At 60.0% G+C, this 14,691-nt stretch carries 9 protein-coding genes; 6 read left to right on the top strand and 3 right to left on the bottom strand.

What is annotated here, in order from left to right:
- The first annotated feature begins 45 nt into the window (after window positions 1-45).
- From C0456_RS11815 to C0456_RS11790, 6 genes are all read left to right on the top strand, one after another.
- Window positions 46-681 (top strand): DUF1826 domain-containing protein, encoded by a 636-nt coding sequence (locus C0456_RS11815; RefSeq protein ID WP_291052182.1) that lies wholly within the window; start codon window positions 46-48, stop codon window positions 679-681.
- Window positions 682-957: 276 nt separating this feature from the next.
- Window positions 958-3,099, top strand: a complete 2,142-nt coding sequence (gene bcsA, locus C0456_RS11810; protein ID WP_291052179.1) for a UDP-forming cellulose synthase catalytic subunit — start codon at window positions 958-960, stop codon at window positions 3,097-3,099.
- A complete protein-coding gene (locus C0456_RS11805) occupies window positions 3,096-5,270 on the top strand; it encodes a cellulose biosynthesis cyclic di-GMP-binding regulatory protein BcsB (RefSeq protein WP_291052176.1) in 2,175 nt (724 codons plus the stop codon). The genes bcsA and C0456_RS11805 overlap by 4 nt, the downstream gene beginning before the upstream one ends.
- Complete coding sequence (locus C0456_RS11800; protein WP_291052174.1) at window positions 5,267-7,792, top strand: cellulose synthase subunit BcsC-related outer membrane protein; 2,526 nt, start codon at window positions 5,267-5,269, stop codon at window positions 7,790-7,792. The genes C0456_RS11805 and C0456_RS11800 overlap by 4 nt, the downstream gene beginning before the upstream one ends.
- Window positions 7,789-9,201 (top strand): PAS domain-containing protein, encoded by a 1,413-nt coding sequence (locus C0456_RS11795; protein ID WP_291052171.1) that lies wholly within the window; start codon window positions 7,789-7,791, stop codon window positions 9,199-9,201. Before C0456_RS11800 ends, C0456_RS11795 begins: the two co-directional genes overlap by 4 nt.
- Window positions 9,202-9,371: 170 nt before the next feature.
- Window positions 9,372-11,729 (top strand): PAS domain-containing protein, encoded by a 2,358-nt coding sequence (locus tag C0456_RS11790; RefSeq protein ID WP_291052168.1) that lies wholly within the window; start codon window positions 9,372-9,374, stop codon window positions 11,727-11,729.
- Here the strand turns inward: C0456_RS11790 and C0456_RS11785 are convergent.
- The 3 genes from C0456_RS11785 to efp form a co-directional block, all read right to left on the bottom strand.
- Window positions 11,726-12,427 carry a response regulator transcription factor gene (locus C0456_RS11785; protein WP_291052164.1) on the bottom strand — a complete coding sequence of 234 codons (702 nt, stop codon included), beginning with the start codon at window positions 12,425-12,427 and terminating at the stop codon, window positions 11,726-11,728. The two genes, C0456_RS11790 and C0456_RS11785, sit on opposite strands and share 4 nt — an antisense overlap.
- Window positions 12,428-13,018: 591 nt before the next feature.
- Window positions 13,019-13,588 carry an RNA polymerase sigma factor gene (locus tag C0456_RS11780; RefSeq protein WP_291052162.1) on the bottom strand — a complete coding sequence of 190 codons (570 nt, stop codon included), beginning with the start codon at window positions 13,586-13,588 and terminating at the stop codon, window positions 13,019-13,021.
- Between the two features lie 412 nt (window positions 13,589-14,000).
- A complete protein-coding gene (efp, locus tag C0456_RS11775; protein WP_291052160.1) occupies window positions 14,001-14,573 on the bottom strand; it encodes an elongation factor P in 573 nt (190 codons plus the stop codon).
- Window positions 14,574-14,691 lie beyond the last annotated feature (118 nt).

Here is a 14,691-nt window from a genome sequence, read left to right as displayed (position 1 = left end):
GAAAATGTAATGTTATTACATAATTATAACGCGAGAGGATGCAAGGTGAGTTTGCTGGAAGATCCCATTGAAAAGAAAAGGAGACAGGCGCCTGCTGCGGAGCCGGTGCTCCTGTGCCACAGCCTTGAGGCCCTGCTGGAGGCTGGTCTGGGGGATGGCGCCGAACTCGCCATCTGGCCTCGGCAGCTACCGCCTGAAATTGGTGCGGCGTTTGAGATGCTGGACTGTTCCAGCTTCGAGGACATCCGGTTTACAGGCCCGCCCAGAGACGTGTTTCAGCGCGCCTGGGTCTGGTTATCGCAAGCCCATTGGCCGGCATTGGTTCGCCAAACCATTCTCGGCGATGTTAAGGCGGCCTTTGCCTGTGTCAGGGACATCGATGCCGATTGCACCTTCAGGCTTGAATATGTGACGGATGATGCCTGCCGGAAGTTCCACAAGGACGATACGGATTTTCGTCTGATCACGACGTATTTCGGGCCCGGCACGGAATGGCGGGTGGAGAGGGCGGGGGAGGAGCCCGGTAATATCGGCGAAATGAAGCCCCATGAAGTGGGTATGCTTCTGGGACAGCGCTGCAGCCTGGCGAACTGCGTTCTGCACAGGTCCCCGCCGATCGAAGGTAGCGGGCAGGCGCGTCTGGTTTTGGTGCTGGATTTTGAGCGACCAGGCTATTGCTGATCCGGGCATAGCGATAAAAATCTGTACAAGGATTATAATTCCGGATTGCTTCCTTGGGTGCCGGAAAGTGCTGATTGTATGGGCTGAGTTTTGATCGCGTATACAAAATGCACTTCAAAATTAACCTACTGGCACATTAATAAGTCTCTGATTTATCGGAAATTTCATGCTTGAAATGTACCGGCTGATAACTGGTTTGAATATCAGACGGACCCAGCAATGGCGCATGGTGAGACATCCCGGCCATCAGGCCTGCCGGCTTCCCGGTTCGCGCCCTTGCGCACCGTAAGCGGCTTGCTGGCGCTCGGGCTGATCGCGATCATCGCCGCTGCCCCTGTTCCCGATGCGGTTCAGGTGCAGCTGTGTGTGGCGACGATTGCGACCTATTTCCTGATGGGGTGGCTGCGCCCGACAGGCGGGCCTTTCCGCGTTTTCGTGGCTCTGCTGATCATTTTCACAAGCACACGCTACATGATCTGGCGCGTAACCGAGACGATGCCAACCGACTCGGCCCTCTCGATTCTGGGGGGGATATTCCTGCTCGGAGCGGAGAGTTATGGCTATGTGCTGCTTCTGCTCTCCACCTTCCTGTCTGTCGATGTCTATAAGCGCGCCGCCCGGCCTGCACCGGTATCGGCAAAGCGGTCGCCTACCGTCGATATTCTGGTTCCGAGCTATAATGAGCCAGATGAATTGCTCGAGGTAACGCTCACAGCGGCGCTGAATGTCAGCTATCCGGCAGGCCGTATGAAGGTTTACCTCCTGGACGATGGGGGTACACTCGCCAAGAGAACACAGTCCGATCCCGTCAAGGCAGCGGAGGCTCATGCGCGGCATGAGCGGCTGATGGCGATGTGTGAACGTCTTGGGGCGAACTATCTTACCCGCGAGAAGAACGAGCACGCCAAGGCAGGCAACATAAACGCGGCCCTTGAAGAGACCAGCGGTGACCTCATTCTGATACTCGATGCCGATCATGTGCCGGCAGCCGACATCCTTGTGCGGACAGTGGGATACTTTGTCGATGATCCGAAAGTCTTCCTGGTCCAGACGCCGCACTTCTTTCTCAATCCCGACCCTCTGGAGAGAAACCTCGGCACATTCCGCGAAATGCCGAGTGAGAACGAGATGTTCTATTCGGTCATCCAGCGCGGACTGGATGGGCTGAATGCCTCCTTCTTCTGTGGGTCGGCCGCCGTGCTGCGGCGCGAGCACATCATGGAAATCGGCGGGCTCCAGGGAGATACGATCACGGAGGATGCGGAAACGGCGCTTGAGCTTCACGCGCGCGGTTATCGCAGTGTGTATGTTGACCGGCCAATGGTTGCGGGGCTTTCGCCGGAAACCTTCTCCGGATTCATAACGCAGCGAATGCGCTGGACCCAGGGGATGATCCAGATCTTCATTCTGAAGAACCCGCTGCTGAAGCGCGGGCTCTCCCTGTCCCAGCGCATTGGCTATCTCAATTCCTGCTTCTACTGGTTCTTTCCGCTCGCGCGCCTGACATTCATCCTGGCGCCTTTGCTGTATCTCCTGCTCGGCATACGCGTCTATGTCGGGGATCTCAGCGACTTCCTGATGTACGGCCTTCCGCACATTGTGGGCGCGCTGATGCTGTCTTCAATCCTTTATGGCCATACGCGCTGGGCATTTGCGTCAGAGCTCTATGAAGTTGTTCAGGCCATCCATTGCAGTGGCGCGATCCTTCAGGTTTTGCGCAATCCGCGCGCGCCCAGCTTTGCGGTGACTCCAAAGGGGGAAAATCTCAGCGAGGATTTCATCTCTCCATTGGCGCGCCCGTTCTACGTCCTTATTGCGCTGGTCGGGCTGGGGCAGGTGGTGGGGCTGGTGCGGCTCTTCAACGATCCGGCTGGCGCCGGTGTCATAACGGTGCTGCTGCTCTGGAACACGTTTCATCTCCTCCTGCTCGTATCCGCGCTAGGCGTCCTCTATGAGCGGTCACAGCAACGCGCCTTTCCGCGTTTTGAAGTCAGCCGGCCCGTGCTGCTGGGGCACGGAGACGCGGAAATTCAGGCACATATGTCTGACGTCTCGATCACGGGCATGGGCTGCCTGGTTCCATCCGGATCGGCTCATCAGTTTACAGAAGGTGAGACACTGACCATCGATGCCCGCGAGCTGGGAGCCAGCAATGCGTCCATGCTGTCCCTCAAGGTGCTTTCGGTGTTTGACGCGCCGGAGGGTCAGAAACTCGGCCTCAGCTTCATAATCGAGACCCGGGAACAATGGGCCGCGGTGGTCACCCTGATGTACGCGCGCAGCGAGAACTGGAAGCAGTTCCGCGATGCCCGCGCCAATTCCGAACATATGGGCGCAAAGATCGCCCACCTCATCCGCTCAAGCCTTTCGCAAGCGCTGGGCCACATTCGCGCCGTTACACGGGAAGTACGTCCATGAAATCCCTCCTCCGTCCTGCGGTACTCGCGGCCGCCCTGTCTGTCTGCCTCATGCCGGCTCCTGCGATAGCGCAGCAGGCGGCGAGCCGAGAGGCAGCGCTCGATATCTACGCCCGCTACCGGGATAATCCTCAGGTGACGACTGAGCGCCTTGAAAATGGCCTCTGGCGCACGCGTATTCCGCTCGCCTCACTGCGCAGCGCGCAGGGCGCGATCCATCTTGACGGGGCAAGCGCGCGTGAATTGATCTCCTTTGCAATTGCTCCGCAGGCGGACGTCAAGGATGCGCGTGTGCTGCTGCGCCATGTCAGCGGACGCGCGCAGGAAGGTCTCAAACCGCAATTGCGTCTCGGCATGAATGGCCAGTTCATCGGTCAGCTGGACGGCGTGACGGAAAGAGCCGCTGCGATCAACGAAATCGTTCTTGATCCGGCAATGGTCCAGCATGGGTACAATACGCTGAGCATCGATGCGGTTCAGCGCTATACGCTCGATTGCCAGGATACCGAGGCTGCAGAGCTGTGGACCGAAGTGGATACGTCCCGCTCTTATATTGAAATCACCTATGCGCGCCGGTCGCTCAACGCGACGCTCGCGGATCTTGGTGCGCTCCTCTCTGCTGGGATAGGCGGTGTCGAGGAACTCGGCATTCTGGCCGGTTCACCAGACGCCCAGACGCTGCGCTGGGGCGCTCTTGCCTCTCAGGCAGTGGGCAACCGGCTCGGATACCGGCTGCCGAAGATAGCGATGCTCTCATCCCTTGATGCGGGACCGGACGGGGAAGGGCGGGATATCATCGCGATCGGAACCCCGGCGCAGCTCGCCGCCATTGCGCCTGCGGGCCTCGCCAGTCTCAAGGAAACCGAATCCTGGCTTTCGATCGGCCCGTCGCCGAACGATCCAACCCATTTCCTGATCATTGCAGCAGGCCATACGCCAGAAGCCATTGAGGGCGCGCTGCGGACGCTGGCGTCTGAAGGCTTCCCGCTTTCGGCGGCGGCGTCGGCGGTGATCAGCGCTGCCGAGGTTCCCTCGGCCATTGTCAGCGCGAAGCGTCAACCGCTTCGGGCCGACGCGAAATATGCGTTCCGGGATCTTGGCCTTGAGGGGGCCTCGGTGCTCGGGCAGGACCGCGGCCGGGCGCAGCTTTCCTTCGCCTTGCCGGCGGATATACGCTTCCGAGAAAATGATGAGGTGGTGCTCGCACTTGATTTTGCGTATGGCGCGGGTCTCGATGGCCGGTCGGTTGTCAATATTCTCGCCAATGGCGCGTTTGAGCGGGCGGTCCGGCTGACAAATCCAAACGGTGAGGTGGTCCCGGCCTATGAGGTCGCCGTCTCGGCTCGTTCCCTGCGGCCAGGCTGGAACACCATTGATTTTCAGGTTGAGCTGTCTTCGCCAGCTGAAGGCGCCTGTGCCGCACGCAATGCGCGTAACCTTGCCTTCACCTTGAAAGGCACATCAACGGTCACTCTTCCGCCGGCTGGATATTTCGCAGAGCTGCCCAATCTCGCGCTTCTTCAAGAGACGGGGTATCCGTTTGCGGGGCTGGAAGCGGCGCCGATGGAAATCCGCGCAGCCGATGCGTCTGCAGAAACGGTGGCGAGCGTCTGGACGCTTGCTGCACGGCTCGGCCAGATAAATGGGACCGTCTTTACGGACACGAATTTCGGCATTGGTCTCGATCTTCCGGACGCCAACACAATTCTCGTTGGCGCCCGGCCGGCGCTCGGCGGATTCCTGCCATTGCAGAAGCTGAGGCTGCCGCAGGCGAGCGGTTTCAGCCGCGAACTCAATCTGGTTGATCTTGGCGATAACGGTCTGCTTGTCGAGGGCGAGTCGCCCAGCCACAAGGGCCGGCTGGTCATGCTGGTGACAGCGGAAACTGATACGCAGCTGCTGTCTTCGGTACGCTCGCTGGTGCAGCCCAGCCATTGGAGCCAGATCAAGGGCGGCGCCGCCGTGTGGCGGGAAAATGCCGCCACCATCGTCTCCGCTGACGCCGATACGACGTTTACAATTGGCGACAGGGCGGCGCGCGAAGCTGTTCGCGCCGGCAGCGAGAGGGCATCCTGGGGGTGGATCGCGTCCATCGCGGCAATCCTTTTCGCAATGGCTGCAGGTCTGGCTCTGATCGCACGTTACATGCGCAAACAGATCAACGGAAAATGAGGCTCTTTTCCACCCTTCTCCATGCGGCGGTTGCCGGCGCCAGCATCCTGCTCGTAATGGGCCAGGGCGCGCAGGCTGCGCCCGATACCGGGCGGGAAGGGGTCTTCCCGATCGGTATTCCGACGGCGGATATCTCCGAACCGGAACCTGTGGAAACTGCACTTCCGCCAGGGCCAGCAGAAGGGGATGTTCAGTCTGTCTGGGCACTAGGCGCGGAAGGCCGGTGGCATGAAGCGGCCGCACGCTTGCGCGCTCTGCGAGGCCGTCATCAAGGGTGGCAAGCGCCTGCGGACATTCTGGCTTACGTCGCCAACGGTCGGCGCGAACATGAAGTGCGTGAAGCTCAGGCGGCCGGAGATTGGGGACGTGTTCTGCAGCTTCTGCCGGTTCCGGCGGCGAAAGCGTGTGAGCGTCCCTTTGATCTTTGGGCACGCGCTGACGCGCTGGAAGGGCTCGGCATCAACAGCGGTCTGCGGGATTTCTACGAACGGGTTCTGACGCACTGCGATAATCCCGAACTCGTCGCGGCGCTCGCATCCCGCGCCTCAACTGTGCTGGACAGGGAAGGCATTTCATCTCTCGTCCGCATACCTTCACTGGCGAACAACGAACATCCGGAAATCGCGCGTGCCTATGCAGAGCTTGTCAGGGCAGAAACCTGGCTGAACTTTCAGGCCGCTCAATCCGCCGGAGACATCGAGATGGCCGGGGCGATTGCCGGCGCGTCCGAGGATGTGCGGATCCTGGCGCAGGCCGGGTGGATACACCTTGAGCCCGATCCTGGCCAGGCTGCTGGATTTTTCAGAAGCGCTTTGGCGCGCGGCGCGGATGAGGATGTGCGCCGGGGTCTGGTGATGGCGGCGCTGGCCACGGGCGATTATACGGGCGCGCGCAGCGCCATCTCCGAAGCACGCAGCGCCGAGGGGTTCGACGGTCTCTTGGCGCGGGTTGACCTGGATGAGGCGCGCATGTTGCGCCAGCAGGGAAGCTCGCTGCGCGCCGCAGAGCTGGCAGACCGGTCCGCGAAGCTTGATCCCGCGCTTGCGGGCGAAGCTCAGCTGATCGGTGGCGGCGCATTGCTCGATGCCGCTGCGAAAGCTTATGATCTGGGCGATCTGGAAACGGCTGGCACACTTGCCCGGAAGGCCGCTGCCTATCCGGCCGTTCAACGAGCAGCGCAGATGCGCAGCGGTTGGGTGGACCTCCAGTCAGGCGACGCTGAGTTGGCGGCTGCGACGTTCAGCCGGCTTTACCTTGCGGGGCCGGATGATGAGTCGGCGGAAGGATTTGCCCTTGCGGCACAAAAGGCCGGCAAGCTGGAGTCAGCGGCAGCCATCGCGAGAGCCGCAGGCGGCCCTCTGGGAGAGAAAGTCCAGGCGCAGTACGCATCGGTTGCCTTCTATCAAGGGGATTACCTGACGGCCCGCGCCCTGGCCCCTGATACGTATGAAGCGCTCGAGGGCGTCGATCACACACTTTACAGGCAGTCTGTCTCCATGCGCCAGCAGGATGGCGCGCGCGGCGAGAACAGGATGACGGGTTATGCGTCGACCACTTCCATGGAGGCCGTGCGCGGCGTGAGCCGCTATGAGGCAGGCGTCACGCTTTACAAGATCGATACTGGCGCGAATGGCGGCGCCGGACGGGAGACACTTGCCGCCCCCTATCTTGGCTGGAGCCAGGAAGGGGAGACCAGCCTTGCGACGCGGATTGGCCTGATGCCCGTCGGGGCGGGCGCAGATCCCGCCATTTCCGGAGAAGTCGCCGCGACAAGGCGCTTCGGGGCTCACATGGGAGAGGCGCGTGTGTTCGTTCGTCCAAGGACGGACAGCCTGTTGGCATTTGCGGGGGCCGATATTGGTTCTGCCGGGCAATCTGGCCGTGTTGTCGAGGCTGGCGCGCTCGTCCGCGGCAGGATTGATGTTGGCGGTGGGCGCACGGTGCAGGCAGATATCTCTGCCGCCCATCTGGACGGGCGCGCTACCGTCAGCAACTCCATGGTGTCGGCAGGGCTTTCCGCGTCTCAGGCCATTGCAAGGGACGGGTTCGACTATCTGGTGACGGGGCCGTTCTACCAGTTCCAGTCCTATGATCGGAACACGAACTTCTTCAGTGCGGGCCATGGCGGCTATTTTAGCCCGCAACGGTTCCATCGGGCTGGTTGGTCGGTCAATGCCCGGACGAAGTCCTTGAGGGATTGGATTGTCAAAGTGGACGGCGCTGTCGCGTTTGAATCCGTCCGTGAGGATGCGGCCCCGCAGTATCCTCTCTTTGCAGGCCAGGGCATGCAGATCGGCGGCGGGAAAAGCTCTGGTGTTGCCGGTTCGGTGGACGTTGCCATGGCGCGCAGGCTTGGGCGGGAAGTCATTGTGTCCGCAAATCTTTCCGCCACAGCCTCAAAAGCTTTTGAAGATCTCCGCGCCGGCCTCGGCCTTGTCTGGGTGCCGGGCGGCCGCGCAGCGCTTGTGCCTTCAGATCTCGCGACAGACCCTTTCTCACCCGGCTCCTGGATTCGCCCATGACCAATGACATGCACCCCCTCCCGGCGGGCCGAAAGCATAATGACCCTGTATTGACGCGCGCGCTTCAGGCGATCGCCCTTTGCGGGGTTATTCTGGGGCTGATCCTCTATGCATGGATTGCCCTTCACAATGAGACCGGCGCCAGCCAGCGCAGGCTGGCGGACGCCGCAGCCGCCGGACAGGTGGCTGCCGATGCAGAAATGGCGCGGATTGAGGCCGCCGCAGAGAGGGCCGCGCCGCTGATTGCCGCGGCCGTTCGCGGCGATGTCTCAACAGCCGATCTCCGGAATGCGCAGGTGCAGGTCGCAGAAATGCTTTCTTCCACGCCGGTGCTGGCAGTTGCCGTGCTGGATGGAAAAGGAGGCGTGTTATCTGTGTTCGGACATATGCCGTCTGACGCAGTTGGCGGTCTTGCGCCGCTGTCTTCCAGCCAGCGCGCAGGGCAGGAACTGCTGGGTCTCGAACTCGTTCCGGTTTCCAGGCTCCGCGCGGCCTTTTACCGGGAAGCGGAGCTTGCCGGGGGCGGGCAGTTGCCAATGGTTTTTGTACTGCGTTCCGGCGCATTCGGTGCGGCGCTGGATGCGGGCGCATCTGCGGGGAGCGGCTGGCGCGCAGCCATTTTCAATCTGGATGGAAAGGTCGTGCTCTCCAATTCCGCGCCCGGCCGCGCCTTTACGTCATCGGACACCGCCCTCGCCGGACAGGCGCTTGGCTGGCAGCCTTTGCATAGAGACCAGGTTTCAGCGCCCGGCCGGCTTTCAGGCCGCACGGACGGCGTCTTTCTGGAAGCCCGCAGCGTGGCTGGCGGCCGGCTCCACATAGCTTATCTTGCCGATGAACCGTCCGTGCTGGCGATTATCACCGCGCGCAAGACGGAATTTCTGGCGCTGTTCGGGGTCTCCATGCTTGCGCTGGTGTTAGCGCTTTCGCTCATCCAGAATGAGTGGCGCCGCGATGATAGGGAAAACGAGGACACATTTCTTGTGCTGGCTCAGGCGAGGGCAAGTTGCGATCTGCTGGATGCCGGGGTCATCGACTGGTCAGTCCGCGATGGCCGTATTGTGTATTCCGAAGGCTGGGCAGAAATGTTCGCACGCGGTGTGAAGCCGGCATCTGAAGAGGCGCATGACTGGATATCGCGCGTTCATCCACAGGATCAGGATGCGGCGCGGGAAACCTATCAATCCTTGCTGGATGGAACGGCAAATGACATCGAACATCGCATACGCATAAGACTGCCATCCGGCATGTGGGTGCAGGTACTGGAGCGGGGGCGTGCGGTCAGCGGCCTTGACGGGAAGCCCGCGCGTATCGTGCTTGTTCAGACACCGGAAGCTGCGGATGGCGCGGCTCTGAAAGAGACACTGAACGGATTCAATCCGCCAAAGGATTACGCTCTGACAGGATAGGCCGCGGAGATGCCAGCCTTCAAGCATTCGCTGAACTGTCCTTAATTGATACAAGGTTTCCCGATATCCTGTCCCGGTTGAACCTTTTAGACTATTCGGAAACCCCGTTGTAGCATTTGGTGTGTTTTGGTGGCGTCATGGAAAAGCGTGCAAAATTCCAAAGGCCAGAGATGCCAGACGAGTATATCGACCTGGAATACGACCTGCATCGCGTCGAAGCGAGCCGGGGCGTCCTTGAAATGGCTGTCCGCCAGTTGCTGAAGATAGGCTTCTGGAAGTACGACATATCTAACCGCAAACTCGTTTGGTCTCCCAGCATCTATGAGATGGCAGGCATCGACCCGGAGGAATTTGACGGCTCGCTGGAGCGGTATGTTCAGATACTTTTCACCGATGACCGCGATCAGGCAGCCCTGTCAGTTCAAACGCTCGACGATCCTGGGGTGAAACTCCACGAATTCGAGCGCCGTATCACCCGCAAGGATGGAAGCACGATCTATGTCAAGGGAATCGGCGAACGTACACAGACAGTTACGGGCGATGTAATTACCGGCGTTGTTCAGGACGTAACTGCCGAGCGGAACAGGCAGTCTGAACTCCGGTTACTGGGCGCCTCGGTAGAGCGGCTCAACGATATCGTGGCTATCCTGCGCGTTGACCCGTCCGTTCCGGGAACAGAAGCGCCGATCGTCTACATCAATTCCGCATTTGAGCGGATTACAGGCTATGCCCGGAGCCAGGTCGTCGGGCAGCCGCTGTCTTTCATCCTGTCTCGCGCTGAGCCCCAGATTGATCCGCATGTTCTGGAGGCAGCCATGAATGCGGGGCAGTCGCTGCGCGTTGAAGTCGCCGGGCCGATCAAGCCCGGTCAGCAGGTTACCTGGGACGTAGAGTTTCTGCCGGTGGCAGACGTCTACGGAAAATACTCTCACTGGGCAGTGGTGGCGCGGGACATCACCGACCGCCGGGTGGCCGAACAACGTGCAGCTATCAATGAAGACCGCTTCCAGTTCGTCAGCCGCTCGACGGCCGATGTGGTATGGGAGTGGGATATCGCCGCCGGTACATTCATATGGAGCGAAGCCTTCGACAAGGTGACGGGAACGCCAGGCGCCTATCTGGAAACGGGGTTTGATTCCTGGAGCAGACGGGTCCATCCCGAAGACAGGGACCGGGTTGTCGACAGCTTGATGGAGTTCGTCGCCTCGCCGGAAGCGGAAAGCTGGTCAGAAGAGTACCGTTTTGTTGCGGATGATCGCCACGAACGCATCATTCTGGACCGGGGCTTCATCGTGCGGGATGAGGCCGGCATCGCGGGCCGTATGGTCGGCACCATGATCGATCTTACAGAGCGCCGCGCCAGCGAGCAGAGGTCGCGCGATTCCGAACGCCTGGAAGCGATCGGCCAGCTGACGGGCGGGGTGGCGCACGACTTCAACAATCTGCTTACGGTAATCCTCGGAAACAGTGATGTTCTCAGGGACAGGCTGAATGATCCTGCCCAGCGCCGGATGGCCGACCTTATCCATCTGGCTGCCACGCGCGGTTCGGAACTTACCAAGCGGCTTCTGGCATTTGCGCGGCGCCAACCCCTGAAGCCCCAGAGGACCTGCCTCAACGAACGGACCGGGTCGGTGCATGCTCTGCTCCGAGGCGCTCTGGATGCCCGCATCCGGATACGGCATTTGCCGGCGCCTGCCCTCTGGGAAGTTCAGGTTGATCCGGGACAGTTCGATGTTGCGCTTCTAAATCTCGCCTTCAATGCGCGCGATGCGATGCCTACAGGTGGCACACTGACGATTGCGACGGAGAACCTCAAGGTGCGTGGACGATCCGGGGTGGCGCGAGAGGGCGTGCCGGCGGGGGATTATGTGTGCATCACGGTTTCTGATACCGGCGCAGGAATGGAAGAAGAGGCTCAGCGGAGGGCCTTCGAGCCCTTCTTCACGACCAAACCTGCGGGAAAGGGCAGCGGCCTGGGCCTCAGCATGGTCTACGGCTTCGCGCGCCAGTCTGAAGGACATATTCTTATCAGGTCCGCCGTTGGCGAGGGCACTTCGGTCAGATTGTTTTTTCCAAGGGCGCCGAAAAGCGGCGTGGCGGCATCAGCTATCCTGCCGGACGTAGACGAGCCGGCTTTATTCAGCACGGGAAGTGTCTTGATCGTGGAAGATGATCCGCTGGTGCGTGAACATTCTGCCCATAACTTTCATGCGCTTGGGTACACAGTATCTCTCGCGGCTTCCGCTGAAGAGGCTCTTGGCGCACTGGAGGCAGATCCCGGTATATTCATGTTGTTCACGGATGTTGTTCTGGGGGCCGGAATGAACGGTCTGGAACTCGCAGTCGAGGCGCGCCGCCGCCATCCGGGCCTCAAAGTGCTGTATACATCGGGCTATGTTCCCGGCGAGATCGGGTTCAACGGTTCGCTCGTTTCGGACGCCGAGTTGCTGCGTAAGCCCTATGAGCGCCATGAACTCATCCGGAAGCTTGCAGATTTGCAGAGAGGGCCAGCGCCGGGTGGTTAGAGGGATCCGGTCGCCAGGCGGTATCCTATCCCGCGAGCGGTCTGCAGGGAATTTCCAGAGCCATTTTCCAGATCCTCGAGCTTCTGGCGAAGCCGGCTGATATAGGTCTCCAGAACTTTTTCGCCTTCCCTGTAAGGACGTCCAAAGGCCTGGTGGTAAAGGTCGTTCCGGGCAACCGGCTTGCCGCCAGCGGAGATCAGTGCCTCAAGCAGTTTCGCTTCCGCATGTGTAAGCTCCGTGAATTGCAGACCGTGGCGCAAACCCCGGTCCTTGGGCAAATAGCTCAGCCCGCCAATGGCAATGGTGTCCGGCAGTTCAACTGCGGGCAGCCCTTTTGACCGTTTCGTCAGACGGCTTACGCGGGCGTGCAGTTCCTTCGCGCTCGCGGGTTTGAGAACATAGTCATCAATCCCGCGATTGATCAGGTCGGCGCGAAACTCCGTATCCCCCCATCCTGATAGCATCAGGATGGGGACGTCGCTGAGCTTGCGGATTTCGGTGAGAATCTGCGATCCCGACGCATCCGGCAGCTGCAGATCCAGGATCACACAATCCACATCAGCGAAGCCAGGAGAGTAAAGAAGTGTTTTGAGCGCTTCGAAGGACTCAAAAGTATCAAACTGATCGGCAGGGTCCGGCCAGCTCAGGGTGATGGTTTCCAGCACCATCCGGTCATCATCTATCAGCACTATGCGCATCGCCCGCTCCGGCTGCGCCAAGGGCAACTTACTCCTGCTGCCCGTGGTTCCTTCGGGAAGATATTCATCTCAGGATTTACAGATACATAACGCAATGCGCAGGGAAAGATGATCTGGCGGCAGGATGGGCGTGGCCAGCTTCAATTCCGCGTCATCTGCCGAAATTTGGTGTCAGGCGGTTTTCCCCTCAACTCGCGGCGGGTTCGGCATCACGGCGGCCTTCAGTGCGCCTTGCGTCCCCGCGCAATAACGTTGAGCCCTACCCAATTGCGATTTTTATGTTGCCTTGAATGGAACTCGATTGCGGGAAGCGCGTAATGGGAGTGATACCGGAAGGACGCGCTGCGTCATTCCCCCCCCAAGCCGCATAAGCGCTGTCTTTCCGGTACCCACGCCGTGCTTCTGGATCCCATCCCAGTCAAGGCGCGGTGAGATCCGGTGCGTGGCTGTCATACTTATGCGCGCACCGGATCATCGTTTATGCAGAAGCATCGACGTTCCCTGCGGAACCTGACGATCCCGTCGCCGCGAAACTCCGGGCTGTTCCAGAAAAGAGTGGCCCGGAGTTTTCCGGGCCATCACACTGTTTACTCAGGCGGCTTGTCCGGGCTCAAAAGGGGAGGGTTCGGCATAGGGCCTTTTGGAGTATGAGGGGTCCATCAAGTCGGCCAGCGCTTCCCGTCCGCGGCTTACACGGCTTTTCACGGTGCCTTCGCTGCAACCGAGAATATGCCCGGCTTCTTCATAGCTGAACCCCACCGCCAGCACGGCCACAAGCGCTTCCCTCTGCTTGGCGGGCAGGTGGAGCAATGCCTGCTGCATGACCTGAAAATCGCTGGCCCACTCCTGATTGTCTGGGGCGACGAGGAATTTTTCGGCGTCTGAGGGATCGAGCGAGGAGGACCGCCAGGCTTTGCGCCAGTGCTGGACGTAGGCATTGCGGATGATCCTAAACAGCCAGGGCCTCATCGGCGCGCCCGCGATGAACCGGTCGCGAGCTGCCCAGGCTTTCAGGCAGGCTTCCTGGACGATGTCATCGGCCAGATCATCATTGCGGCAGAGTTTCCGCGCAAACACCCGCATATGGGGCACCATCGCTTCGAGCTCATGGACAAAGCTGTCAGGGCCCGTAGGGGCGGGGGCGTGTTCAGGGCGCTCCATGGCAGGTGCTCCGCTTGGATGCCGGGTCTTTTCTGCTCATCGGCTGGGTCAAGACATAGATCCTTCCACAATAGCGCTGGCGGGAACCGCATGCAGGGAGGCAATGCGGGAAACGCCGTCGGTTCTGGTGCGAAATCTATCTTGTGTTGCGGTCGGGGCCGCATTTTGCGCTCTCTGGAGCAGCTGTGACGAGTATCGATCCCAATAGTTAACGAGTGGTTTCTACGCGATCGAGCGCGAATACTTGAAAAATTCTTTTAAAATCAAGGATAGTGGCGTGAGGGATAAAAAAAGGCCGGTGCGGGATACCGCACCGGCTTAGGGTACAAGATAGATGGCATAGCAAAATTTGCTACATGAATACTACGCGCAGCCCCGGAATCCGGTTCCGGATTATTTTATTGAAAATAGTTTAGTCTTTGGCGCGCTCGAGATAGCTGCCGTCTTCGGTATTGACCACAACGCGGGTTCCCACGCCGACATGCGGGGGCACCATGATGCGGATACCATTGTCGAGGATGGCGGGCTTGTAAGAGCCCGAAGCCGTCTGGCCTTTGACCACCGGTTCGGTTTCCACGATTTCTGCGGTGATACGCTGGGGCAGGGTGATGGACACCGCTTCACCGTTGAACATCTGCAGGCTGACAGCCATGTTTTCCTGCAGATAGGCGGCGCTATCGCCGACCATCGCGCCCGGAACAACGACCTGCTCGTAATTGCTCGAATTCATGAAGACGTAATTGTCGCCTTCCGGATAGAGATAGGTGTGCTCGACCTCCTCGACAAAAGCCTTCTCGAGCTTGTCGGAGGTCTTGAAAGTATTGACAACTTTGATGCCGTCGGAGATGCGGCGCATCTCGATGGTGGTTGTCGGCGTGCCTTTGCCGGGACGGAAAGACTCTGCCTTGAGGACAACATACAGTTGGCCGTCGGTGTACTCGATGATGTTGCCTCTGCGGATATCCGCTGCGATTTCAACGGCCATGGGGTGTTCCTGAGTTGCGAGAGCGAAAGGGCCGCTATATACCGCCTCCGCGCCATTTGGCCAGCCGAATGCTGTGGCTTTTCAGTCTGGCCCGGCAGTTTACGGCAGACTTTTGACC

Source organism: Hyphomonas sp. (assembly GCF_013823385.1).
Lineage (GTDB): Bacteria > Pseudomonadota > Alphaproteobacteria > Caulobacterales > Hyphomonadaceae > Hyphomonas.
The sequence above is the reverse complement of the archived record's forward strand: the minus strand, read 5'-3'. Positions and strand labels throughout refer to the sequence as shown.